The 23,887-nt window shown below is 72.4% G+C and carries 23 protein-coding genes and 1 tRNA gene; 19 read left to right on the top strand and 5 right to left on the bottom strand.

Going from position 1 to position 23,887, the window contains the following annotated elements:
• The first annotated feature begins 15 nt into the window (after positions 1–15).
• From carB to IBX62_05345, 14 genes are all read left to right on the top strand, one after another.
• Positions 16–3,306 carry a carbamoyl-phosphate synthase large subunit gene (gene carB, locus IBX62_05410; GenBank protein ID MBE0476517.1) on the top strand — a complete coding sequence of 1,097 codons (3,291 nt, stop codon included), beginning with the start codon at positions 16–18 and terminating at the stop codon, positions 3,304–3,306.
• Positions 3,303–4,154 carry a dihydroorotate dehydrogenase electron transfer subunit gene (locus IBX62_05405; GenBank protein MBE0476516.1) on the top strand — a complete coding sequence of 284 codons (852 nt, stop codon included), beginning with the start codon at positions 3,303–3,305 and terminating at the stop codon, positions 4,152–4,154. Before carB ends, IBX62_05405 begins: the two co-directional genes overlap by 4 nt.
• Positions 4,126–5,127 carry a dihydroorotate dehydrogenase gene (locus IBX62_05400; GenBank protein MBE0476515.1) on the top strand — a complete coding sequence of 334 codons (1,002 nt, stop codon included), beginning with the start codon at positions 4,126–4,128 and terminating at the stop codon, positions 5,125–5,127. The genes IBX62_05405 and IBX62_05400 overlap by 29 nt, the downstream gene beginning before the upstream one ends.
• A 23-nt stretch (positions 5,128–5,150) precedes the next feature.
• Entirely contained in the window at positions 5,151–6,266 is a 1,116-nt protein-coding gene (locus IBX62_05395; GenBank protein ID MBE0476514.1) for a hypothetical protein, read from the top strand.
• The gene (gene pyrF, locus IBX62_05390; protein ID MBE0476513.1) at positions 6,263–7,009 is read left to right on the top strand and encodes an orotidine-5'-phosphate decarboxylase; all 747 of its coding nucleotides are present in this window, start codon (positions 6,263–6,265) and stop codon (positions 7,007–7,009) included. The genes IBX62_05395 and pyrF overlap by 4 nt, the downstream gene beginning before the upstream one ends.
• Positions 7,010–7,472: 463 nt before the next feature.
• A complete protein-coding gene (locus IBX62_05385) occupies positions 7,473–7,781 on the top strand; it encodes an integration host factor (protein MBE0476512.1) in 309 nt (102 codons plus the stop codon).
• Between the two features lie 32 nt (positions 7,782–7,813).
• Positions 7,814–8,386, top strand: a complete 573-nt coding sequence (gene gmk, locus IBX62_05380) for a guanylate kinase (protein ID MBE0476511.1) — start codon at positions 7,814–7,816, stop codon at positions 8,384–8,386.
• A 4-nt stretch (positions 8,387–8,390) separates the two neighbouring features.
• Positions 8,391–8,642, top strand: a complete 252-nt coding sequence (locus tag IBX62_05375) for a DNA-directed RNA polymerase subunit omega (GenBank protein MBE0476510.1) — start codon at positions 8,391–8,393, stop codon at positions 8,640–8,642.
• 11 nt (positions 8,643–8,653) lie between these two features.
• Entirely contained in the window at positions 8,654–9,901 is a 1,248-nt protein-coding gene (thiI, locus tag IBX62_05370; GenBank protein ID MBE0476509.1) for a tRNA 4-thiouridine(8) synthase ThiI, read from the top strand.
• Positions 9,902–9,904: 3 nt separating this feature from the next.
• The gene (locus IBX62_05365) at positions 9,905–11,044 is read left to right on the top strand and encodes a DUF3524 domain-containing protein (protein ID MBE0476508.1); all 1,140 of its coding nucleotides are present in this window, start codon (positions 9,905–9,907) and stop codon (positions 11,042–11,044) included.
• A gap of 62 nt (positions 11,045–11,106) precedes the next feature.
• Positions 11,107–11,661: an O-acetyl-ADP-ribose deacetylase gene (locus tag IBX62_05360; GenBank protein ID MBE0476507.1), complete on the top strand. Its 555-nt coding sequence runs from the start codon at positions 11,107–11,109 to the stop codon at positions 11,659–11,661.
• A 124-nt stretch (positions 11,662–11,785) separates the two neighbouring features.
• Entirely contained in the window at positions 11,786–12,073 is a 288-nt protein-coding gene (locus tag IBX62_05355; protein ID MBE0476506.1) for a PLDc_N domain-containing protein, read from the top strand.
• A 68-nt stretch (positions 12,074–12,141) separates the two neighbouring features.
• On the top strand, positions 12,142–13,056 hold the full coding sequence (locus IBX62_05350; GenBank protein MBE0476505.1) for an ABC transporter ATP-binding protein: 915 nt from the start codon (positions 12,142–12,144) through the stop codon (positions 13,054–13,056).
• A gap of 1 nt (position 13,057) precedes the next feature.
• On the top strand, positions 13,058–13,822 hold the full coding sequence (locus tag IBX62_05345; GenBank protein ID MBE0476504.1) for an ABC transporter permease: 765 nt from the start codon (positions 13,058–13,060) through the stop codon (positions 13,820–13,822).
• Between the two features lie 26 nt (positions 13,823–13,848).
• On the opposite strand, the gene IBX62_05340 is transcribed toward IBX62_05345, so the two are convergent.
• Both IBX62_05340 and IBX62_05335 read right to left on the bottom strand, forming a co-directional pair.
• Positions 13,849–14,379, bottom strand: a complete 531-nt coding sequence (locus tag IBX62_05340) for a ferritin (protein MBE0476503.1) — start codon at positions 14,377–14,379, stop codon at positions 13,849–13,851.
• Between the two features lie 57 nt (positions 14,380–14,436).
• A complete protein-coding gene (locus tag IBX62_05335; GenBank protein ID MBE0476502.1) occupies positions 14,437–14,949 on the bottom strand; it encodes a DJ-1/PfpI family protein in 513 nt (170 codons plus the stop codon).
• A gap of 230 nt (positions 14,950–15,179) precedes the next feature.
• Here IBX62_05335 and IBX62_05330 point away from each other — a divergent pair, with 230 nt between their 5' ends.
• Both IBX62_05330 and IBX62_05325 read left to right on the top strand, forming a co-directional pair.
• Positions 15,180–16,406: an aminotransferase class I/II-fold pyridoxal phosphate-dependent enzyme gene (locus tag IBX62_05330; GenBank protein ID MBE0476501.1), complete on the top strand. Its 1,227-nt coding sequence runs from the start codon at positions 15,180–15,182 to the stop codon at positions 16,404–16,406.
• Between the two features lie 169 nt (positions 16,407–16,575).
• The gene (locus IBX62_05325) at positions 16,576–18,747 is read left to right on the top strand and encodes a diguanylate cyclase (GenBank protein MBE0476500.1); all 2,172 of its coding nucleotides are present in this window, start codon (positions 16,576–16,578) and stop codon (positions 18,745–18,747) included.
• A gap of 49 nt (positions 18,748–18,796) precedes the next feature.
• Here the strand turns inward: IBX62_05325 and IBX62_05320 are convergent, their stop codons facing one another.
• From IBX62_05320 to IBX62_05310, 3 genes are all read right to left on the bottom strand, one after another.
• Positions 18,797–19,714, bottom strand: coding sequence for a 2-oxoacid ferredoxin oxidoreductase (locus tag IBX62_05320; protein MBE0476499.1), 918 nt, complete (start codon positions 19,712–19,714; stop codon positions 18,797–18,799).
• Entirely contained in the window at positions 19,711–21,582 is a 1,872-nt protein-coding gene (locus tag IBX62_05315) for a 2-oxoacid:acceptor oxidoreductase subunit alpha (GenBank protein ID MBE0476498.1), read from the bottom strand. The genes IBX62_05320 and IBX62_05315 overlap by 4 nt, the downstream gene beginning before the upstream one ends.
• Positions 21,583–21,681: 99 nt before the next feature.
• Positions 21,682–21,918 (bottom strand): hypothetical protein, encoded by a 237-nt coding sequence (locus IBX62_05310; protein ID MBE0476497.1) that lies wholly within the window; start codon positions 21,916–21,918, stop codon positions 21,682–21,684.
• Positions 21,919–21,987: 69 nt separating this feature from the next.
• Between IBX62_05310 and coaBC the strand changes: the two genes are divergently transcribed.
• From coaBC to IBX62_05295, 3 genes are all read left to right on the top strand, one after another.
• A complete protein-coding gene (gene coaBC / locus IBX62_05305; GenBank protein ID MBE0476496.1) occupies positions 21,988–23,229 on the top strand; it encodes a bifunctional phosphopantothenoylcysteine decarboxylase/phosphopantothenate--cysteine ligase CoaBC in 1,242 nt (413 codons plus the stop codon).
• 81 nt (positions 23,230–23,310) lie between these two features.
• On the top strand, positions 23,311–23,676 hold the full coding sequence (locus IBX62_05300; protein MBE0476495.1) for a DUF190 domain-containing protein: 366 nt from the start codon (positions 23,311–23,313) through the stop codon (positions 23,674–23,676).
• Between the two features lie 111 nt (positions 23,677–23,787).
• Positions 23,788–23,864, top strand: a tRNA-Pro gene (locus IBX62_05295).
• Positions 23,865–23,887 lie beyond the last annotated feature (23 nt).

The following is a 23,887-nucleotide window of genomic DNA, read 5'->3' as shown; positions in this document are numbered from 1 at the left end:
CGAGAAGGAGCGGCATTGCCCCGACGCGACGACATCCGCAGGATCCTGGTGATCGGCTCCGGGCCGATCGTCATCGGGCAGGCCGCCGAGTTCGACTACTCCGGCGCGCAGGCGTGCAAGGTCCTGCGCGAGGACGGCTACGAGGTCGTGCTCGTGAACTCCAACCCGGCCACCATCATGACCGATCCGGAGATGGCCCAGCGGACCTACGTGGAGCCGGTGACGCCGGAGTTCGTGGAGAAGGTGATCGCCGCCGAGAGACCCGACGCGCTGCTCCCCACGCTGGGAGGCCAGACGGGACTGAACTGCGCCGTCGCGCTCGCGGAGTCCGGCGTGCTCGACCGCCACGGGGTGGAGCTCATCGGCGCGAAGCTCGACGTCATCAAGAAGGGCGAGGACCGCAGGCTCTTCCGCGAGGCTATGGAGAGGATCGGCCTGGACGTGCCGAGGAGCGGGTACGCGTACTCGGTGGCCGAGGCCGAGGTGCTCGTCGGCGAACTCGGCGGCTTCCCGCTGGTCATCCGCCCGAGCTTCACGCTCGGTGGCGCGGGCGGAGGGATCGCCTACAACATCGAGGAGCTGCGTGAGATCGTCGCCGGGGGCGTGGCGCTCTCCCCGATGGGCGAGTGCCTCGTCGAGGAGAGCGTGGTGGGCTGGAAGGAGTTCGAGATGGAGGTGATGCGCGATCGCAACGACGACTGCGTGATCGTGTGCTCCATCGAGAACTTCGACGCGATGGGCGTGCACACCGGCGACTCGATCACGGTGGCTCCCGCCCAGACGCTGACCGACCGCGAGTATCAGGCGATGCGAGACGCCTCGATCGCCATCCTGCGCGAGATCGGGGTCGAGACCGGCGGCTCGAACGTGCAGTTCGCGGTGGACCCCGCCAACGGGCGGCTCGTGGTGATCGAGATGAACCCGCGCGTGTCGCGCTCCAGCGCGCTGGCGAGCAAGGCGACGGGGTTCCCCATCGCCAAGATCGCGGCGAAGCTGGCGGTGGGCTACACGCTCGACGAGATCCCCAACGACATCACGCGCGAGACGCCGGCGTGCTTCGAGCCCTCCATCGACTACACGGTGGTCAAGGTGCCGCGCTGGACCTTCGAGAAGTTCCCCGGGACCGACCCCGACCTCACCACGAGGATGAAGTCGGTGGGCGAGGTCATGGCGATCGGCCGCACGTTCCCCGAGGCTCTGGGCAAGGCGATGCGCAGCCTCGAGAACGGCCGCGCCGGCCTGGGCGCCGATGGGCGGGACCGCTTCGACGACACGCACTTCGACCGGATGCTGTCCACGCCGCGCGAGGCGCGGCCCTTCTACATCGCCGAGGCGTTCCGCCGCGGCCGGACGGTGGAGGACGTGGCGGCTCTCACCCGCGTGGACCCGTGGTTCCTCGAGCGCATCCGGGAGGCGGTCGCCGTCGAGCGGTCGATGGAGGGGCGCGCTCTCTCGTCGGTCTCCGCCCAGGAGATGCGCGCCGCCAAGCAGCACGGGCTGTCCGACGCGCAGATCGCCGGGCTCACGGACTCCTCGGACGCCGACGTCCGGGCGTACAGGCTCGACCTCGGGGTGAGACCTACGTTCAAGGCGGTCGACACCTGCGCGGCCGAGTTCGCGGCAAGCACCCCCTACTACTACAAGACCTATGAGGAAGAGGACGAGGTCGCGCCGAGCGAGCGCCGGAAGGCGATGATCCTCGGGGCGGGCCCCAACAGGATCGGGCAGGGCATCGAGTTCGACTACTGCTGTGTTCACGCCTCCTTCGCGCTCGGCGAGCTCGGATACGAGACGATCATGGTGAACTGCAACCCCGAGACCGTCTCGACGGACTACGACACGTCGGACCGGCTGTACTTCGAGCCCCTCACGTTCGAGGACGTCATGGACGTCGTCGAGGCCGAACGGCCCGAGGGCGTGGTCGTGACGTTCGGCGGCCAGACGCCGCTGAAGCTCGCCCACGCGCTCGAGGACGCGGGAGTGCCGATACTGGGCACGAGGCCCGAGGCGATCGACCTGGCCGAGGACCGGCGGCGCTTCCAGGAGATGCTCGACAGGCTGGGCATCGCCTACCCTGCCGCCGGCACCGCCGAGACCTTCGAAGAGGCGCTGGACGTCGCCCGCCGTATCGGCTTCCCGCTGCTCGTCCGTCCGAGCTACGTGCTGGGCGGACGCGGGATGGTCATCGCGTACGACGAGGAGTACCTCGAGCGCTACATGGCCGAGGCCGTCAGCGTCAGCCCCGACCACCCGGTGCTCCTCGACCGCTTCCTGGAGGGCGCGATCGAGGTCGACGTGGACGCGGTCTGCGACGGCACGGACGTCTACATCGGCGGGGTGATGGAGCACATCGAGGAGGCCGGCATCCACTCCGGCGACTCGGCGTGCTGCATCCCTCCGTTCTCGTTGGGGGAGTCGACCATCGAGGAGATCCGGCGGCACACCCGCGACCTCGCTCTGGCGCTGGGCGTGCAAGGGCTGCTCAACGTCCAGTTCGCCGTCAAGGACCATGCGGTGCACGTGCTGGAGGTCAATCCCAGGGCGAGCCGCACGGTGCCGTTCGTCTCCAAAGCCACGGGCGTACCGCTGGCGAAGGTGGCCGCCAAGGTCATGGCCGGCATGAGGCTGGCGGAGATGGGTCTTCCCGAGGAGGGCCGCGACCTCGGGCGCTTCTGCGTGAAGGAGGCCGTGATGCCCTTCGGCCGCTTCCCGGGCACGGATTCGGTCCTCGGGCCGGAGATGAAGTCCACCGGAGAGGTCATGGGCGTGGCCGAGGACTTCCCGGCGGCGTACGCCAAGAGCCAACTCGCGATCGAGTACTCGCTCCCGCGCGCGGGCACCGCTTTCGTCTCGGTCCCCGACCGGGACAAGCGAGCCATCGCGTCGGTGGCGAGACACCTGCACGTGCTCGGATTCGACCTGCTCTCGACGCGCGGCACCGCCCGCATGCTGAGAGCCGCAGGCCTGCCGGTGTCCGAGGTGCTGAAGGTGCACGAGGGCCGCCCCAACATCGTGGACGCGATCACGAACGGAGAGGTCGACCTGGTCGTGAACACGCCGTTCGGCCAGGAGACGCGCTCCGACGGCTATCACATCCGCACGGCCGCCGTGCGTCACGGCATCGCGAACATCACGACCGTCCCGGCGGCCCAGGCGGTCGTCCAGGCGATCGAGGCGGTCAAGGAAGGCCGGCTCGGCGTGGTCGCGCTGCAGGACTTCGCCGAAGCCGGCGAGCCTGCGGCAGTGGCTCCCGCCTCGGGCTACGCGGGCGCGGACGGCACGGCGGCGGGGGGTGGGCGGCCATGAGCGAAGGCGGGCGCACGCGCACGCGCCCCTCATCCGGCGGCGGGGGCCCGGCGCGGCCCGCGCTCGAGCACGTGACCGTGCTCGCCAACGAGCGGCTCGCCGAAGGCGTCGGGCTGCTCACCCTGCGCGCGCCCCGCACCGCGGGCGGCGTGAGGCCGGGCCAGTTCGTCCACGTGCGCCTCGCGGCAGGGACGGAGCGCGTGCTGCGCCGGCCGTTCTCGGTGCACGACGTGGACGGCACGGCCATCGGGATCCTCTTCCAGGTGCTCGGCGAGGGGACGCGCGAGATGGCGGGATGGGAGCGCGGCTTCGCCACGGACCTCCTCGGCCCGCTGGGGCACGGCTTCGAGGTCCCGGACGACGCCTCGCGGGCGCTGCTGGTGGCCGGCGGGCTCGGCGCCGCGCCCCTGGGGCTGCTCTCCCGGCGCCTCGCCGAGCGAGGCGTCGCGGTCACCGTGGCCCTCGGCGCCCCTACGGCGGAGCGGCTCGTCTCGCGCGACGTCTTCGAGCGCTCCGCCCGGCGGGTCGCCTACGCCACCGACGACGGCTCCCACGGCGAGCGCGGGCCCGTGACCGCGCTGGTGGAGGGGCTGATATCCGCGGACGAGCCCGACGCCGTGTGCGCCTGCGGCCCCGAGGCCATGGCCCGGGTGGTGGCCGCGCAGGCCGCTGCGGCCGGCGTGCCCTGCCTGGTGTCGCTCGAGCGGTTGATGGCGTGCGGCGTGGGCGCGTGCCTGTCGTGCATGGTCTCCACCCGCACGGGACTCAAGCGCGCGTGCGCGGACGGTCCCGTCTTCGACGCGGAGGAGGTGCTCTGGGATGAGTCCGAGGTCCCCCCGCGGCACTGAGAAGCCCCGAGCCGGGGCGGGCGGCGGCCCGCCGGCCGTCGACATGCGGGTCACCATCCCCAGCCGCTCGGGCGGGGCCGCCCTGACCATGCGCAACCCGGTGATGACCGCGTCGGGCACGTTCGGCTCCGGACGGGAGTACGCCGACTTCGTCGATCTCTCCCGCCTGGGCGCGATCGTCACCAAGGGCGTGAGTGCCGAGCCCTGGCTCGGGGGACCCTCGCCGAGGATCGCGGAGACGCCCTCGGGCATGCTCAACGCCATCGGGCTGCAGAACCCCGGGGTGGAGCGGTTCTGCGAGAGCGACCTGCCGTGGCTGGCGGGACAGGACGTGCCGGTCGTCGTGAACGTCGCCGGCCACACCGCCGAGGAGTGCGCCTCCGTCGCCCGCAGGCTGGAGCGCGAGGACGCGGTGGACGCGGTCGAGCTCAACATCAGCTGCCCGAACGTGGACGCCGGGGGCATGGCGTTCGGCACGTCTTGCGACGCGGCCTCGGAGGTGACCGCCGCCGTGCGCGGCGCTACCGGCAAGGTGCTGATCGTGAAGCTGAGCCCGAACGTCACCGACATCGCCGAGGTCGCGCGGGCGGTCGTCGACGCCGGCGCCGACGCGGTCAGCCTCGTCAACACGCTGCTCGGCATGGCGATCGACGTCGACACCATGCGGCCGAAGCTCGCCCGCGTGGTGGGCGGGCTCTCGGGGCCGGCGGTCAAGCCCGTCGCGGTGCGCATGGTGTGGCAGGTCGCCGAGGCGGTCGACGTGCCCGTGATCGGGATGGGCGGCATCCGCGACGCGCGGGACGCTGTCGAGTTCATGCTGGCCGGAGCGTCGGCGGTCGCGGTCGGGACCGCTTCGTTCACGGACCCCTCCACCGCCGAGCGTGTCGTCGACGGTCTGGAGGATTTCTGCCATTCTCGTGGGGTGGCGCGCGTCGCCGAGCTCACCGGCTCGATGCGCACCGACGCGAGCTGAACCGGACGGCGCAGGGAGGAGCCGTGACCGAATCCGCCGCCCTCTCTCGCGCTCGGCGCCGGCCGTGGCCCCTGCGGCGTGTCGCGCCGGTCGCCGCGCTCGCCGGCCTGCTCGCGCTGGGTATGGCCCCCGGATGCGCGGCGAACGAGGAGGGCGCGAGCGGACGCGCGGACTACGTCGACGACTCGGAGGCGCGGTACGGGGGAGTGTGGTGGGCCGGAGACGGCGCGTTCGTCGTCGCGCAGCTGACCGCCGCCGACGGCGTGCCGCACGCACTTGCGTTCGACATGCGGTCGCGAGGGGCACCCGACGTCCAGGAGGGGAAGCGCGTCGTGGCGGTCGAGCCGCATTCGCCGCGGGTGTGGCTCGTGCCCGACGAAGGCGGGGGGAGCGTCGAGGACCTCTCGGACCTTGCCGGCGACTTGCGGGACTCCCCGCCGCGGCGTCTGCTGATGTGGGACCTCGGCGCAGGCGACGATCCCACCGACGACGTGGAGTCGCGGTGGCGGCCGTGGCCGGGACCCGGCGGGACGACCGCGTTCCTCGAGGTCGACGTGCTCAAGGGCGCGCTCCCCTCGAGGCTGCTGCTGCAGCCCAGCGACGGCTCCACCGAAGGCACGAGGGTGGCGCTGCCCGAGGCCGTGACCACCTTCGAACCCCTGGGCTGGTCGCCCTCGGGCGAATGGTTCGCGCTCGCTTCTGCCGGCTCCGACGGGCCGCGGTTGCTGTTGTGCTCGCCGGAGGGCGGGATCATCGCGAGCGGGGGCAGGCCCGCCGCCAAGGGGGGCCGAGGCACGATCGCCGTCTGGCTCCAGGACGCCGACACCATGTTCTACGTCGCCGAGGACGGTTCGTCCGGCACGTTGGGACCCGGAGAGCCCGACGACGTCTTCACCGCCTCGCCGGGCGCTCTGCCCCTGGGGAGCGTGCCGGCGGGTCCGCTGGTCTGGCACCTCGGCGCGGTCGCCGTGCCGGGCCGGGAGCGCGTCGCGTCGGCGCCGGTCGCCGGGCTCGCCGAGGTCCTCGGCATCGCGTACCATCCGCGCGCCGGCCTCGCCGTGCTGGAGGGGGCGCCGCTGCGTCTGACGGTCGGGCCGCTGGAAGACGAGCGCACGAGGATATGGGAGGCGGACGGATGAGCGAGGTGCGCCTGGCCGACCGCCTGATCGTCGCGCTCGACCTGCCGCCGCAAGAGGCGCGCACCGTGGCCGGGAGGCTATCCGGGCGCGCGCGATGGGTCAAGGTCGGCATGACCGCGTACTACCGGGAGGGCCCCGCTCTCGTGCGCGCCATGCTGGAGGCGGGCTTCGAGGTCTTCGTGGACCTGAAGCTGCACGACATCCCGCACCAGGTGCGCGGAGCGGCGGAGGCCCTGGGCACGCTGGGTTCGGCGATGCTGACCGTGCACGCCTCGGGGGGCGCGGCTATGATCGAAGCGGCTGTGGAAGGCGCGCGCGCCGGAGCGGGAAGCGCCGGCATCCCGAGCCCGGCCGTCGTGGCCGTGACGATCCTGACCAGCATGGACGCGCGCGCCCTCGCGTCCGTGGGCGCCGCGGACGAGCCGGCCGCCCAGGTGGCGCGCCTCACGCGGCTGGCACGGGACGCGGGGGCGGCCGGGGTGGTGTGCTCGCCGCGCGAGGCGGCCGCCGCTCGGGCGCTGCTGGGGGACGATGCCGTCGTGGTGACGCCGGGAGTCAGGCCGCGCTGGGCGTCCACCGACGACCAGGTGCGGGTGGCCACGCCCGCGGAGGCGCTGGCGGCCGGGGCGTCGCATCTCGTGATCGGGCGCCCGATAACCCGCGCGGAGGATCCGGCCGCCGCCTTCGACCGCATCGTGACCGAGGCCGAGGGGGGCCGGCCGTGGGAGGGGGAGCCGGGGTAGGAGCCGGCCTTAGGCGTGAGGTTCATCCTCAGTGAGCGTACGGTCGCGCGACGGCTCTCGGCCAAGTCTCGCAAGGGGCGCGGAACGGCCGCGCCCGCGAAGGAAGCTGAGGTCACGGAGGGTGTCGTGACCGGGCCGCGGCGTCAGGCAGGTACGGCGGGCGCGTCGATCACCGCCACGTTCGCGCGAGGAAGGGGAGGCCCCCCGGAGGTCCCACAGCCCCGGGACGAGGCTCGAGTTCGACCGGAGGTGGAGCGACCGGAGGCCGAGGAGCGTGTCCATCGCACCTCGAGGATACGGGTTGGATGACGCCCAAGCAGGGGACTTAGCAGGTAGGGGTTGGCGTAAGCGCAGGTCAGAGGTAACATCAGCCGTACGTTGCGTGGAAGACACGGGCGCGGGGGTGGCCCGTGGGGACGACGAAGAGGACCTGCTCCGCCCAGAGACGAGAGAGGGAGGAACCATGGCTCTGCCGAACCTTTCCGAGGCCGATCGCCAGGCAGCCTTGAAGAAGGCCGCCGAAGCCCGACAGAAGCGTGCCGAACTGCGCGGCAGGATCAAGCGCGGCGAGATGTCCTTCGCCGAGGTCATGAGGAGGGCGGACGACCCCATCGTCGCCCGCATGAAGGTCTCGACGCTGCTGGAGAGCCTGCCGGGATTCGGCAAGGCCAAGGCCGCCAAGATCATGAGCGACCTGGAGATCTCGGAGAGCCGCCGCGTGCAGGGCCTCGGCGCCCGCCAGCGCGAGCAGCTCATGCAGCGTCTCGGCTAGCCGGCGCCGCGGCGACGCCCGCGCCCGACGGCGTGAGCAGAGGCAGCCTCATCATCGTGTCCGGCCCCTCCGGGGCCGGTAAGGGGACCCTGGTCAAGGAGCTCTTGGCCAGGGTCCCCGACCTCTGGTGCGCGGTGTCGGCGACCACCAGGCTCCCGCGCCCGGACGAGCGCGAAGGGGAAGACTACCTCTTCCTCACGCACGAGGAGTTCGAGCGCCGCGTGCGCGACGGCCGGTTCATAGAGTGGGCGGAGGTGCACGGCAACCGGTACGGGACGCTGCGGGCGCCCGTGGAGGAGCGGCTGTCACGGGGCGAGACGGTCGTCCTCGAGATCGACCCCCAGGGCGCGCAGCAGGTCAAGAAGGCCATGCCGGAGGCCGTGCTGGTCTTCATCGAACCGCCTTCGATGGAGGAGCTGCGCCGGCGCCTCGTCGGGAGGGGGAGCGAGGACCCGGCCCAGGTGGAGAGGCGTATGAGGAACGCCATCGAAGAGATGAAGATTGCGGGTACGTACGACTTCGTGGTAATCAATGATGATGTGTCGAGGGCGGCCGGCGAGCTCGCCTCGATAGTCCGCACGATCTCCGAAGAGAAGGACGCGTAGGCGTATGTCCGTCATAAGCCCCGAGATCGACCTGCTGCTCTCCAAGGTGGATTCCAAGTACACGCTCTGCATCGTCGCCGCGAAGCGCGCGCGCCAGATCAACGACATGATCCACGGCGTGCGGGACCAGGCGATACTCTCCGTGGCCCCGACCCAGCTCGCGCAGATCACGAGCACCAAGCCGCTGACGCTCGCGCTCAACGAGATCGCCGACGACGACGTCAGCTACGAGCGGGTCAAGGAAGGCATCAAGTAGCGGAGCGTCTCATGCTCCGCCGCGCCGCGCTCATCCACTATCACGAGATCGGACTGAAAGGGCGCAACCGCGCCGCTTTCGAGCGACGGCTGGCCGCCAACCTCGCCGCCGCGCTCGGAGGGGAGGCCGACGGCCGGGTGCGGAGGATAGCCAGCCGGCTCCTCGTGCCCGTCGCCCGTCCCGGCCGGGCGCTGGAGGTCGCACGGCGCGCGGCGGCGATCCCCGGCGTGTCCTACACCGGCGCGGCGTACCTCGTGGGACGGGCGGCCGACGAGATGGAGCGCGCGGCGCTGGAGGCCATCGCCGAGGCCGCCCCGGGCGCCTCCTCGTTCGCGATGGACGCGCGCCGTTCCTCGACGGACTACCCCGAGTCGTCGATGGACATGAACGTGCGTATCGGCCGCGCCGTCCAGCAGGCGACGGGTCTTCGCGTCGACCTGCAGCAGCCCGACGTCACCGTGCACGTGGAGGTCGTGCAGGGGGACGCGTACGTCTACGCGGGGAAGGTCTCCGGCGTGGGCGGCCTGCCGGTGGGCACGTCGGGCAAGGTGGTGGCGCTCATCTCGGCCGGCATCGACTCGCCGGTGGCGGCGTGGCGCCTGATGAAGCGCGGCGCGGTGGTGGTGGGCGTGCACTTCTCGGGGGTCCCGCACACCGACGACCTCTCAGAGCGGTTCGCGCGCGAGATCGGGGGTGCGCTGGAGCGCTACGGCGGCCTCGGAAGGCTCTACTTCGTGGCCTTCGGAGACCTGCAGCGGGAGATCTCCCTGCAGGCGCCGCCGGACCTGCGCGTGCTGCTCTACCGGCGCCTCATGATACGCGTCGCCGAGGCCCTCGCGGAGCGGGAGGGCGCCTTGGCGCTCGTGACCGGGGAGAGCCTCGGGCAGGTGGCCTCCCAGACGCTCGAGAACATCGCCGCGGTCGACGCCTCGGCGGCGCGGCCGGTGCTGCGGCCGCTCATCGGCATGGACAAGCTCGAGATCATCGGCGACGCGCGGGCGATCGGCACCTACGAGCTATCCATCCAGCCGCACGCCGACTGCTGCACGCTGTTCATGCCGAGGACGCCCGCCACGCGCGCGCGGGTGGAGGACCTCGACGCCGCCGAGGACGCGCTCGACACGGGGCGCATGGTCGCCGACGCGCTGGCCTCTGTGCGGCACGAGGACTACGCGTGCCCCGCGTACCGGCCGCCCCGCAGGCGCCGCCCGGGCCGGAGCGGCCCGGAGCAGGCCGGACCGGACGTGGAGGAGGTCTAGCCGGTGGACGCCGTCCGCTTGCTCGCGGTGGAGCCGTACCACGGCGGCTCGCACCGTGCGGTGCTGGACGGCCTGCTGGAGCGGCTGAGCGCGCGGGGGTGGTCCTGCGAGGCGCTGACGCTGCCGGCACGGAAGTGGAAGTGGCGGATGCGCGGCTCGGCCCTCACGTTCGCCGGGCAGGCGCGCGCCACGCACGCCGAGCGCGCCGAGAAGGGGGCGCTGGACCGGCGCGGACGGGCATGGGACGTGGTGCTCGCCTCCACGTTCGTCAACCTGGCGGAGCTCAAGGGGCTCGCCGGAGAGGCGCTGGCCGGCGTGCCGTGCGTGGTCTACTTCCACGAGAACCAGCTCGTCTACCCCGTTCGTCACGAGGCCGAGTGGGACTTCCAGTTCCCGCTGACCAACATCACGTCGGCTCTCGCGGCGGACGCCTGCCTGTTCAACAGCCGCTACAACCTGGAGGGGTTCCTCGGGGAGATCCCGGGGTTCATGAAGCGCTTCCCGGACCACCGCCCGAAGTGTCTCGTGGAGAGGATCGCGGCGAGGTCGGCCGTGCTCCCGCCGCCCTTCGACGCGCAGGCGCTGGACGCGGCCCCGCTCGAGCGCCGCGAGCGCTGCCGCATCGTGTGGCCGCACCGCTGGGAGCACGACAAGGACCCGGAGGCGTTCTTCGAGGCGGTCGGCCGGCTCGCGGACGCGGGGCTGGACTTCGAGGTGGCCGTTGCCGGACAGGCCTTCGCTGAGCGGCCCGAGGTCTTCGCCGGCGCGTGCGAGGCGCTTGGCGCACGCTTGTGCCACCTGGGCGAGCCGCCGGACCGCGACGCGTACGCGGCGCTGCTGCGCGGCAGCGACGTCGCGGTCTCCACCGCGGTCAACGAGTTCTTCGGCATCGCGATGATGGAGGCGGCGTACGCGGGGTGCTACCCGCTGGTCCCCGACCGCCTCGCGTACCCCGAGCTCTACCCCGTCGAGATGCGGTACGGTAGCGTGGCGGAGCTCGTCGATCGCCTGGCGCTGCTGATCGCGCAGCGGCCGGCGCCGAGCGCCATGCGGGAGACCGCGGGGACGTACACGTTCGAGAGCCTGACGCCGCGCTACGAGCGGACGCTGCGCGCGGTGGCCGAGGAGCGGGCGCTGCAGTAGCGGATGCGACAGGCGGTCCGGAGGCGTCGGAAGGAGGCGATGTGGTGGGAGGAGTGCGAGAGATCGAGGTCGTCGGCGGGACCCTCCGTCTGGTGCCCGGCGACATCACGCGCTTCGATGGCGACGCGATCGTGAACGCGGCGAACCCGGGACTGCTCGGGGGCGGAGGCGTCGACGGAGCGATACACCGGGCGGCGGGGCGCTCGCTGTACGAGGAGTGCAAGAGGATCGTCGAGAAACGGGGGCCTCTCCCGCCGGGCCAGGCGGTGATGACTACCGGAGGGATGCTGCCCGCACGCCACGTGATCCACACGGTGGGACCGGTGTGGCACGGCGGGGACAGCGGGGAGGCCGACACGCTCGCGAGCGCGTACCGCGAGAGCCTGCGGCTGGCCGCCGCGAGCGGGCTGGCGCGCCTGGCGTTCCCGTCGATCTCCACCGGCGCGTACGGCTACCCCGTGCGCGAGGCCGCCGGGGTGGCGCTTCGCGCGGTCCGCGAGTCGCTGGCCTCGCTCGCGGGGGAGGGCGCCGCGCCGATGGACGTCACGTTCGTGCTGTTCGACGCCCCCACGTTCGCGGCGTACGCCGAGGCGCTGGAGACGATCGGCGGAGGGTAGGGGACCGGTTGCCGGGGGCTTCCGCCCTCGGTCGGGTCCGGCTCGGCCCGGGCCTGGATGGGAGGAGAGGCACGTGTTCGATCAGGTGCGTGTCGCGCTGGCCGAAGCGGGGCTGCCCGCCGAGATGCTGCCGCTGCTGCTCGTGCTGTCGGCGCTGCAGCTGGCCTTGCAGGTCGCGGCGCTCGTCGACCTCCTGCGGCGTCCACACGTGACACTGGGCGACCGCAAGTGGCTGTGGGGCGCGATCATCGTGTTCGGCCAGCTCATCGGGTCCATCCTGTACTTCGCCCTCGGACGCGTGAAGTACTCGCCCGACGAACGCCCCTCGCCGCTGGTCGACCGTGCCGCTGCCGAGGACCGCGCGAAGCGCATCGCGGATAAGCTCTACGGCGGCCGCGAGGAGCACCGGTGAGCGCTGCGGCCGCGGCGGCCACGAGCGCGGGGGGCTCGCCGGCTGCGACGGGCCCCTCCGGCCCCGCCATCGAGATACGGGCCCTCTCCAAGGTCTACGGGGAGGTGCGCGCGCTGGACGGCGTCGACCTCACGGTGGCCGAGGGCTCGGTGTTCGGGTTCCTGGGGCCCAACGGCGCGGGGAAGACCACGACGCTGCGGATCCTCACCGGTCTCGCGCGCCCCACGTCGGGAGGGGCGCGCATCCTGGGCCGCGACGTCGTCACCGCGACCAACGACGTGCGCAGGGTCGTCGGCTACCTGCCCGACGTGCCCGGCTTCTACGAGTGGATGCGCGGGGACGAGTTCCTCCGGTTCGCCGGGTCGCTCTTCGGGCTCGGTGGGGGAGAGCTCGAGGAGCGCATCGAGCTCCTCCTCGATCTCGCGGGGCTGAGCGGCGTCCGTACGCCGGTGGGGGGCTACTCGCGCGGCATGAAGCAACGGCTCGGCGTGGCCCAGGCGCTGGTGAACGCGCCGAGGCTGCTGATGCTGGACGAGCCGACCTCGGCGCTGGACCCGATCGGGCGCAAGGAGGTCCTCGACATGATCGCCGGATTGGCGGGGCGCACGACGGTCTTCTTCTCGACGCACATCCTCTCCGACGTGGAGCGCGTGTGCGACACGGTGGCGATCCTGCATGCGGGCAAGGTGGTCACGCAGGCGGCCATCGGCGAGCTCAAGGCGCGGTACGGCGCGCAGAAGCTGGTGCTGGACGTGACGGAGGCAGCCGACGACCTCGCCGTGGCCTTCGCCGCGCAGCCATGGGCGGCCGGCGTGCAGCGCCTGCCCGACGGGGGCATGGTGCTGACGGTCACGGACATCGAGGCCGCCCGCGTCGCCGTACCCGCCGCTGTGGCTGAGCGCGGGGTCGGCATCAGGCGTCTCGAGGCGGGCGAGATCAGTCTCGAGGAGGTCTTCGTGGACCTCGTCGGGGGTGAGGCTTGAGATGCGCGGCTCCACCGCGTTCCTCCGCAAGGAGATGATCGAGATAGCGCGGACATGGCGGATCTGGGTGCTTCCCGGCATCGTGGTGTTCTTCGCCCTGTCCGGGCCGGTGCTGGCCAAGCTCACGCCGCAGTTGCTGGAGTCGGTCGGCGCCGGGCAGGAGGGCGTCGTCATCCGGATCCCCACACCCACCTACACCGACGGATTCCTCCAGTGGACCCAGAACCTCGCGCAGCTGGTGACGTTCGCGATCGTCATCATCTTCGGCGGCGTCGTCTCGGCCGAGCGCCGCTCCGGGACCGCGGTGCTGGTGCTGACCAAGCCGCTCACCCGCGCGGCCTTCGTGCTCGCCAAGTTCGCCGGCAACGCGGTGCTGCTCGTGTGCGCCGTCACCATCGGGGCCTTGCTGACCTGGGGCGTCACCTACGCGGTCTTCGGCGAGGCGCCCTATCGTCCGCTGGCCGAGGCCACCGGCGTATGGCTGGTGTGGGGTCTGATGCTCCTCGGGATCATGACGCTGCTGTCGGTGGCGGTGGACTCCCAAGCGGGAGCCGCGGGCGCCGGGCTCGGCGTCTTCCTGGTGCTGTCCGTGCTCAGCCTCTGGGGGCCGGCGTTGCGCTACACGCCCGCGGGGCTGGTGGGGGCGCCGACCGACGTCGTCATGTCCCGGCCGGGCGATCTCCTGTTCCCGCTCGTCACCGGCGCCGCGACCGGAGCGCTGGCGCTCGCGGCGGCCGTCCGGCTGTTCGAGCGCAAGGAGCTGTGAGCGCCGGTACTCCTCGACTCCTCCGGCTACACGTACCGCTTCGCCTCGGCGTCGAGCTCGATGTGGTCGCGCTCGACCTCGGCCACCGCGGCGAAGACCTCGCGCAGCCGCTCGGACGTGGCGCGCTCTGCGAACTCGGCGTACAGCGCGGCTGCGCGCCGCTCGCGCCGCACCGACTCCTCGATGTCGCCGGCCCACGTTCCGGTGGTCTCGCCCGGCTCGGCGAGGTCGTCGGGCTTCGGCCGTCTCAGCAGCTTGCAGAACAGCGAGCAGTGCTCGGACTCCACCCGCGAGAGGCGCTTGTACGCCGAGGCCAGCGCGTCGTTGTCCTTGTGTGTCGACATCCCCAGGTAGAACCGCGTGTTGGACCGCTCCAGCTCGACCGCCGCCTCGAGGTCCGAACGCTCGACCTCCGTGAGCCGGACGTCGTTGACGCCCGGGGGGTACTCGGAGGTCTCTACGATGGACTCGCGATGCGCGCCGCAGAACGGGCAGTGGCTGGGCACCTCGGTGCCGAGGTAGGTCTCCCCGCAGATACGGCAGCGGTGCATCTTCACGTGGCGCTCCTTCCGACGGGTGTGGTCGGCGATCCCGGCGTGTCGCCGGGGACGGCGCTACGGCAGTCCGAGCGCGTCGGCGAGGGCCGTGCCGAAGTCATGCGCCGCCTCGGGGCCGCAGGCGGTGACGATCCGCCCATCGACCTCGACGGGCGCGTCGGTGACCACGGCGCCGTGCGCCTCCAGGTCCTCGCGCTGGGAGGGGAAGGACGTCACCCGTCTTCCCCTCAGGATGCCGGCGTGCGCCAGGATCGACGGCGCGATGCAGATGGCGCCGAGGATCCTCCCGCTGTCGTGTGCCGCCCGCACGAGGGCATGGGCCACGACGTCGTCGAAGAAGACGTTCGAGCCCGCCCCGCCCACGAAGACCACGGCGTCGTAGTCCGCGTGGTCCACCTCGTCCAGGCCGACGTCGGCCATGGCCATCAGGCCGAGCTTGCCGCGGCAGGGGCCCGGCGCCACGCTGCCGGTCACGACGCGCGCGCCGCGCTCCTCGAGGATGTCCTTGGGCACCGCGTACTCCTCGTCGCGGAACTGGTCGGGCGCGATCACCATCAGCACGTCGGCCACGGGCCGCTCCTTCCTCCCCGCCGCGAGCGCGTCGCACGGCGCCCGCTGCTCCTAGTCGGGATGATACCCGAGGACGGAGCCGGGGAAGGACGTCCCGCCGGGAGCGCCCGCGTCCTGTGGGCCGGCGGCGTCGGCGACGGCGGCACGTCAGGGTGCTCCCGCCCAGTGGTATAGTCTGTACACAGAGTTGTGCACATACCGAGGGTCGGCCGACGGTTCAGGGGGGTCGAATGGAAACGCTTCCGCGTGCCGCGATGCGCCGCGACGGCATCGACGAGAGGATCGCGGCGTTCGCGGCGCGACGGGCCGCGGCCGAGGCCGCCGACCGGTACTTCTACCTCCAGGCCACCACCGGCAAGACCAACCACCGTGTCCGGATGGCCGACGGACGCGAGATGGTGCAGCTCGCGTCGTACAGCTACCTCGGCCTCATCGGGCACCCGCGGATCGAGGAGGCAGCAGCCGAGGCCCTGGCCGAGTACGGCACCGGCGCCGGGGGCGTGCGCCTGCTCACCGGCACCACCGACCTGCACGAGGCGCTCGAGGAGCGCATCGCGCGCTTCACCGGCCGCGAGGACGCCTGCGTGTACTCCTCGGGCTACGTGACCAACATCGCCATCATCACCGGGCTCACCGGACCCGGCGACCTGGTGCTGATGGACAAGCTCGACCACGCGAGCATCGTGGACGGGTGCCTGCTCTCGGGCGCCAGGTGGAAGACGTACCGTCACAACGACATGGGCCACCTGGAGAAGCTCCTCGCCGAGGCGGAGGGTGCGTACCGTACCGTCCTGGTCGCCGCCGACTCCGTGTTCTCGATGGACGGCGACGTGATGGACCTGCCCAGGGCTGTGGAGCTGTGCCGCGAGCACGGCGCGCGGCTGATGGTGGACGAGGCGCACTCGGTCGGCTCGCTCGGCGCGACGGGGCACGGCATCGAGGAGCACTTCGGCATGCCCGGCGTCGTCGATCTGAAGATGGGCACGCTGTCCAAGTCGATCCCGTCCGTGGGCGGGTACCTCGCCGGCACCGGCGAGCTCGTGGACTACCAGCGGCACATGTCCCGGCCGTTCATCTTCTCCGCGGCGCTCCCGCCGGCCCAGACCGCGGCCGCCCTGGCCGCCTTCGACGTGATCGAGGAGGAGCCCTGGCGCGTGGCGCGCCTACACGAGGTGCAGCGCGCCTACGCGGAGGGGCTGCGCGCGCAGGGATGGGACACCATGCGGGCGACCACCTGCGTGGTGCCGGTGCTCGTGGGTGACGAGGGCAAGGCGATGGACCTCACGCGCCACATGTTCGACCGCAGGGTCTTCGTGTGCCCGATCGTGCACCCCGCGGTGCCGAGGGGGACCGACCGCCTGCGCACCTGTCTGATGGCGACCCACACCGACGACGACATCGCCCAGGCGCTCGCGGCCTTCGCCGAGGCGCGCGAGATGGGCTTCGTGGCCGCCTGACCGGCTGCGGCTCGCGCGGGGCGTCTCGCTGACGGACGGCCCCCGTCGCTCTCGTCCCGACCCGGCTGGTGACGAACCGGCACGCCTGCGCGTATCCTGGTGACGTCGCGTGGCCGGCGGGACGCGGAGGGCGGCGGCTGCCGGATCAGGACGGACCCGGAAGGACGCCGTGCTCGAGACGGAGAGGCCCGAGACGTCCTCCGCCCTCGGCCGCGGCCGGGCGCGGCTGCGGATCGCCGCGTGGGCCGCCGGTGCCCCGCTGATGCTCCTGTTCCTCGTCCCCGGCGGCCTCGGCGTCCCCCCATCATGGCGGCTGCCCGTCTCCAGGACCGCCTTCCTGGTCCCCTACGCGCTGGCCGTGGCGGGCTGCCTCGCGTCGGCCGTGAGGGCGCGGGAATCCGAGCGGCGCTTCTGGACGCTGCTGGGAGTCGCGACTGGGTTGGTCTTCGCCAACGAGGCGTACGTCGCGTGGCTGCAGGCCCGGCTCGGCGGGGAGCTCGCTTGGACCGCCCCCACTGTCGTGCTGACCCTGGGCGGCGCGACCGCCTTCGTGGCGCTGCTCATCTCGATGACGCGTCTGCGGGTCCCGGCGGGCGTCACGCGGTTCCGCTACGCGGTCGACGCGCTGCTCGCGGCCGGGCTGGCCTTCGTGGTCACGCTGTCGGTCCTCATCACGCCGCTGTACGCGCCGTTCTCCGACGTGCCTCGCCTGGAGCGGCTGCTCGCCGCGGCCTACCCCGTGATCGCCGTGGTGGTCTTCGGCGGGACGTTGACGAACCTCGTCGGCCTGAAGGCGTCGCGCTGGACGCCGTGGGAGCGCATCGCGGCGGCGGGCATCGGCGTCTTCGCGGTGGGGCTGGCCGCATGGCCGCTGTGGTACCTGTCCGCCGTGCGCGTCGGCGGTCCTCTCGCGCCGGGAGTGGAGGCGATGTGGGCGTTCGGGCACCACCTGCTCTTCGTGGCCGCCGTCTACCGCCTGACCTCTGCCGAGGAGCGTTGGGACATCCGCCCGCTGCCGCCCGTCCGGCTGCCGGTGGGCTCGTGGACCGCCTCGGCGGTCCTGGGCGCGGCCTTCCTCGCTTCGGCGCTGTCCATCCACCAGGCGCACGTCTCGGCGTCGCCGGTGCTCACGCGCCTCGAGTCGGCGACGATCGTCGGTTCTCTGGCGGTCCTGCTCGTCGCCCGGACCGCGCTCATCACCGGCGAGAACCGCGCGCTGCACGGCATCGCCGCGCTCGACGCGGTGACGGGGCTGCCGAACCACCGCAGCTTCCACGAGGTCCTCGCCACCGAGCTGGCGGTGGCCGGCAGGTACGGCGAACAGCTGAGCCTGGCCATCCTCGACATCGACCTCTTCGGTCACCTGAACGACCTGCTCGGGCACCCGGCCGGCGACGCGGTCCTGGAGGAGACGGGGCGCGCGCTCACCTCCGTCGCGCCGCGCCGGTCCACGGTGGCGCGCATCGGGGGGGACGAGTTCGCGGTGGTGATGCCCGAGACCGGGCCCGCCGCGGCGACGGAGGCCTGCGAGTCGATGCGCGCGGCCCTGGCGGGCATGCGGGGCCGCGCCGTGCCGCCGGTGCGCGCCTCCTTCGGCGTGGCGTCGTTCCCCGCGCACGCGTCCGGCAAGGACGAGCTGATCCGCTTCGCCGACGGGGCGCAGTACTGGGCGAAGCTGCACGGCAGGGACCGCGTGGTCGCCTACGACCCCGAGGTGATCGCGGTGCTCGACGCCGAGGAGCGCATACGTCTGCTGCAGGAGGAGCACGTGCTGGACACGATGCAGTCCCTCGCCGCGGCCGTGGACGCGCGAGACCCCGGGACGAGGTTCCATTCGCGCACGGTGGCGTCCCTCGCCGTCAGGCTCGCCGAGGACATCGGGCTGGCGCCGGAGACGGTGCGGCTGCTGGAGGCGGCGGCGATCCTGCACGACGTGGGCAAGATCGGCATCTCCGACGCCGTCCTTCGCAAGCCCGGGCCGCTGGATGCCGAGGAGAGGCGTCACGTGCGGGAGCACCCCGTGCTTGCGCAACGGATCCTGTCGGGGACGTCGCTCGGGGAGATCGTGCCCTGGGTCATCGCGCACCACGAGCGCTGGGACGGCGAGGGGTACCCGAGCGGGGCCGCGGGCGAGGACATCCCCCTGGAGGCGAGGATCCTCGCGATATGCGACGCGTACGACGCGATGGTCTCGGACCGGCCGTACCGCTCGGCGCTCTCGGCCGAGGCCGCGCTGCAGGAGATCGACCTCAACATGGGCACGCAGTTCGATCCTCACCTGGCCGAGCGGTTCATCCGGCTCGTGCAGGAGGACGGATGGGGCCGCGCCGCCGGCGCGTGACTCGCCGGTGAACGCCGTGACCCCCGCCGGCCGCGCGGCGGGCGGCCCCTCACGCGAAGGCGCGCAACACCCCGGTCACGTCCCTGGGCTCCCGCGCGCGCTTCCACAGCGGGCCGTCGGCCAGCTGGGGGACGCCGTCCTGGTACGTCGGGACGCCCTCCTGGCGGTAGAAGATGCCGGTGGGGATGCGGCTGGCCTCGGGAGGGTCCTCGTTGTGGATGTGCACGATCGACTCGGCCAGCTCGAACGCCCGCGTGCGGTCGTCGGGCTCGTAGTCGGCCTCCTCGAGCTTGTAGACGCGCTCGCGGTACCACTTGAACGTGTTGATCTTGTTGAACGTCACGCACGGCTGGAAGACGTCGACCAGAGCGAAGCCCCGATGCGAGATCGCCTCCTTGAACAGCCACGTCATGTGCCCCACGTCCCCGGCGAACGCGCGCGCGACGAAGGTCGCGCCCTCCGCGAGCGCCACCCCCAGCGGGTTCACCGGCTCCTCCAGCACGCCGGAGGGCGTGGAGGGGGTCTTCATGCCCTGGTTGGAGGTGGGGGAGGCCTGTCCGGTCGTGAGCCCGTAGATCTGGTTGTTGTGGCCGATGTAGGCGATGTCGATGTTGCGCCTCACGCTGTGCACGAAGTGGCCCATCCCCAGGCCGTACCCGTCGCCGTCGCCGGACTGCACGATGATCCTCAGGTCGGGGTTGACCAGCGCCAGACCCGTCGCGGTCGGCAGGGCGCGCCCGTGCAGCGCGTGGAAGGCCTGCACCTTGATGAAATCCGCGCCGTTGCCGTGCTGTCCGATGCCGAAGACGATCGCGAACTCGTGCTGCGCGAGCCCGAGGTCGGCGAGCGCGGCCTTCATCGCGGAGAGCATCTGGTAGTTGCCGCACCCCGGGCACCAGTTGAGCGGCCTGAAGATGTCGAAGTCGTTCGGGGTGATCGTCGGCCGCGTGCCGTCGCGCTCGCTCATCGGTCCGCCCCCTTCCCGCTCGGCTCTCCGACCTGCACGGCCGTCCGCTCCTCGGGCGCGGGCGCCGCGGCCTCCTCCGGTCCTCGGCCGACCATCGCGAGCACCTTGCCGAAGACCTGCTCGGGGCTGAACGGACGCCCGTCGTAGCGCCGCAGGTGCTCGTCGACCTCGAGCAAGGCGTGCTGCCGGATGAGCCCCTCGAGCTGACCGGAGTAGTTGCCCTCCACGACCAGCGAGCGTCTCGCGGCGCCGAGGAACGCGCGGACCTCGTCCGTCGGGAAGGGCCACAGCGTCACGACCTGCATGACGTTGACGGCGACGCCGGAGGCTTCGAGCCAGTCCCGCGCCTCCAGCACGGGCAGCTTGGTGGCGCCGAAGAGCACGACCGAGACGTCGGCCTCCTCGGGCCCGAAGTACGCAGGCGGCGGCACGAGCGTGCGCGCCAGGTCGAGCTTCTTCATCCGCTTCTCCTCCTGGAGCGCGCGCATCTGGGCGCCCTCCTCGGCGTGCCCGTACTCGTCGTGCTCGTACGAGTTCACGACCTGGCTCGCCCCGCGCACGCCGGGCAGCGCCCGCCAGCTGACGCCGTCCTCGGTGAGCTTGTAGCGCAGGTAGCGCCCCTCGCAGCCCAGCGCGCCGTCGTGCCGGGACACGTCGCCTTCCGGGATCAGCTTGCCGCGGTCGATCGTCACGGCGGCCACGTCGAAGGGCTCCACGGAGGCGTGGCTCTCCTGGAGGTACTGCTCGGACAGGAGCACCACCGGCGTCTGGAGCCGGTCGGCGAGGTTGAACGCCTTCCACGCCAGCTCGAAGCAGTCCGTCATGTCGCCGGGCGAGAGGATGACGCGCGGGAACTCGCCCGGGGCGGCGTGCATGACGTAGCGCAGGTCGGCCTGCTCCGTCCAGGTCGGCAGGCCCGTGCCGGGCGCGGTGCGCGAGAACACGCCGACGACGACCGCCGACTCGCTCACACCCGCCAGCCCGAAGGCCTCGACCATCAGCGCGAAGCCGCCGCCGGCGCTCGCGCACATGGTGCGCCCGCCGCCGAACGCCGCGCCCACGACCATGTTCATGGCGGCGATCTCGTCCTCGGTGTGCTTGACGACCACGCCGGCGTCGGCTCCGTAGCGGGCCATGAAGTGCAGCAGCGGGCTCGCCGGCGTCATGGGGTAGGCGGCGTAGAAGCCGATGCCCGCGGCCAGCGCCCCCAGCCCGACGGACTCGTTACCGTCGACGAGCAGCTTCTCGGGCGCGTCGGGGAGCGGCTCGACCCTGCCGGGGAAGGCGCAGCCCGCCTCGCGCGCGGCGTCGTGCCCGGCGGCGGCCACGGCGACGTTCTGCTCGGCGATCTCGGGCGCCTTGCGCGCGAACTGGGTGTGGAGCGATTCGCTCAGGAAGCGGAGCGGGAAGTCGAGGTGCCCGATGACCGCGCCGAGCGCGGCGACGTTGCGCATGATCGGCTTGCCGCCGGCGTCCTTGACGATCTGCGTGAGGCGCACCGGCACCGGGCAGATGCGCTCGCGCAGGCGGGCGTCGAGCGTGTCGAGCGTCACGTCGTCGGGGTCGTAGACCAGCGCGCCGCCGTCGACGAGCTCGGAGGCGTTGAGCTCGACCGTGAGCTGGTCGAGCGCCACGAGCACGTCCACGGGGTCCACGTGGCTGGTGATGGGATCGGCGCTCACGCGCAGGACGTAGACGTTGTGCCCGCCCTTGATCAGCGATGGGTACTCGGTGAGGTCGAAGACGTTGAGTCCCGCCTTCGCGAAGGAGCGGGCGAGCGTCTCGCCCGAGGCCTTGATGCCCGCGCCGGCGGGCCCGGCGACCTTGATGCGGACCTCGCGGCCGTACGGGGGTGCGGTGGTTGCCATGCGTACCCTCCTGCTCGCTAGGGGCCTCGGCGCCGCGCCGAGGAGCGCCCGCCCGGGCGCCGGCCCTCGTCGGGTTTGTTCCCAAGCCGGGTCCGGAGCTCAGCACGGCGGTCCCGCCGCACCCGGCCCAGGGGCTCGGACTCCGCCACGCCGCGTCACGGACCGCTCGAGCTCCTCGCGCGTGTAGCGGCCCTCGGGGAGCGCGCGCAGCGCCTGGAGGGTCTCGGCGGAGACGCCGAAGGCCGGGGCGCGCTCCAGCAGCGTGCGCCTCAGGATCGGCTCCGCCTTGTCGTACTCGATCTCGAGCATCCTCTCGAACGCCTCGTCGCGTGCCACGCCGTCTCCTCTCGGGCAAGGGGACCCTTCCTGGAGTCTTACCCGCTCGGCGGCCGGGGAAGTGCGATAATGCCGGGAACCATCGGTCCGACGGCGGCGGAGGAGGCGCGCGTGAGCCGGACGACGGTCGTGCTCGGAGTGACGGGCTGCGTCGCGGCGTACAAGGCCTGCGAGCTCGCGCGCGCGCTGATGCGCGAGGGGCTGCGGGTCAAGGTCGTGATGACCGAGGCCGCCACCCGCCTCATCGGGCCCGCCACCTTCCGCGCGCTCACCGGCGAGCCGGTCGCCGTCTCGCTGTGGGAGGAGCCCGCGAGCCGCGTGCACCACGTCTCGCTCGCCGAGGAGGCCGACGTGCTGACCGTCGCTCCGTGCACCGCCAACACCTTGGCGGAGCTGGCCTGCGGGCGCGCCGACGACCTTCTGACCACGGTGGCGCTCGCCACCGAGGCGCCGCTGGTGCTCGCGCCGGCGATGAACGTGCATATGTGGCGCCGCGACGCCACGCAGGCCAACGTGCGCGCGCTGCGCGAGCGCGGCGCGGTCGTCGTGGAGCCCGCCGCCGGCGAGCTCGCATGCGGCGAGGTGGGGGAGGGGCGCCTGGCGGAGCTCCCCGACATCCTCGAGGCGATCCTCGCCGAGGCCCGCCGGTCGCGCGACCTGGCGGGCGTGCGGGTGCTCGTGACCGCCGGCGGCACGCGGGAGCCGATCGACGCCGTGCGCTTCCTCGGCAACCGGTCCTCGGGCAGGACGGGCTTCGCCATCGCCGAGGAAGCCGCGCGGCGCGGCGCCGAGGTCACCCTGGTGAGCGGCCCGTGCGAGCTGCCGGACCCCTTCGGCGTGCGAGTGGTGCGCGTGACGACCGCGCTTCAGATGCGCGACGCCGTGGGGGCGGCGTACGGGGAGTCCGAGTGCGTGATCGCCGCGGCGGCGGTGGCCGACTTCCGGCCGGCCGAGGCGTCGCCGGGCAAGGTCAAGAAGGACGAGGCGCCGGATGTGCTGCGGCTGGAGCGCAACCCCGACATCCTCGCCGAGCTCGGGGAACGTAAGGGGAAGCGGGTGCTCGTGGGCTTCGCCGCCGAGACGGAGCGCCTCGTGCAGAACGCGCGCGCCAAGCTGGAGGCCAAGGAGCTCGACCTCGTGGTCGCCAACGACGTCTCGGTCCCCGGGCTAGGCTTCGGCTCGACGCGCAACCGCTGGACGCTCGTCTCGGCCGGCGGCGCCGAGGAGCTGCCGGAGATGGAGAAGAGCGCGCTCGCCCGGGCCCTGCTGGACCGCGTCGCGGCGCTGCTGGGGGGCAGGCGGACGGGGTGAGTCGCGGGCGCACCCCTCAGGCGCGGCGGGACTGCGCGCCGATGCATGCGATAGAGTGACGGTTCGGCAAGGAGGCCCACCGTGAGGAGCGAACTCTTCGGCCGGGCGCTGAGGCTCTCGGCCTACGTGGGGGAATCGGACACCTACGACGACAGGCCGCTCTACGTGGCGCTCGTGGAGCAGGCGCGGGCGGCGGGGTGCGCGGGCGCCACGGTTCTGCGCGGCATCACCGGCTTCGGCGCCACGAGCCGGCTGCACGCTCGGTACGACCTGCGCATGTCCGCCGACCTGCCGCTCGTGGTCACCGTGATCGACGTGGAGAGCCGCATCGTGGCGCTCGCCGAGGTCTTCGGCGCGATGGTCTCCGACGGGCTCATCACGCTGGAGGAGGTCGAGGTCGTGATGTACCGCGGGGGCGTGACCGGAGGGCCCGAGGGGGAGGGCTGAGACGCCGTGGGGCGGGCCGTTCCCGCGGTGCCCGCGGGCTGGGGCGGCGCGTGATATAATCCGTTCGCTTCCGGCCGAAGCGGGAGATGTTCTCGCAGGTCAGAACGATATCGGGCTGTGGCGCAGTTTGGTAGCGCACTTGACTGGGGGTCAAGAGGTCGCAGGTTCAAATCCTGTCAGCCCGACCAGGATTCTCTCAGGTAGAGGGTCG

It is taken from the genome of Coriobacteriia bacterium, assembly GCA_014859305.1.
GTDB lineage: Bacteria > Actinomycetota > Coriobacteriia > Anaerosomatales > Kmv31 > Kmv31.
The sequence above is the reverse complement of the archived record's forward strand: the minus strand, read 5'-3'. Positions and strand labels throughout refer to the sequence as shown.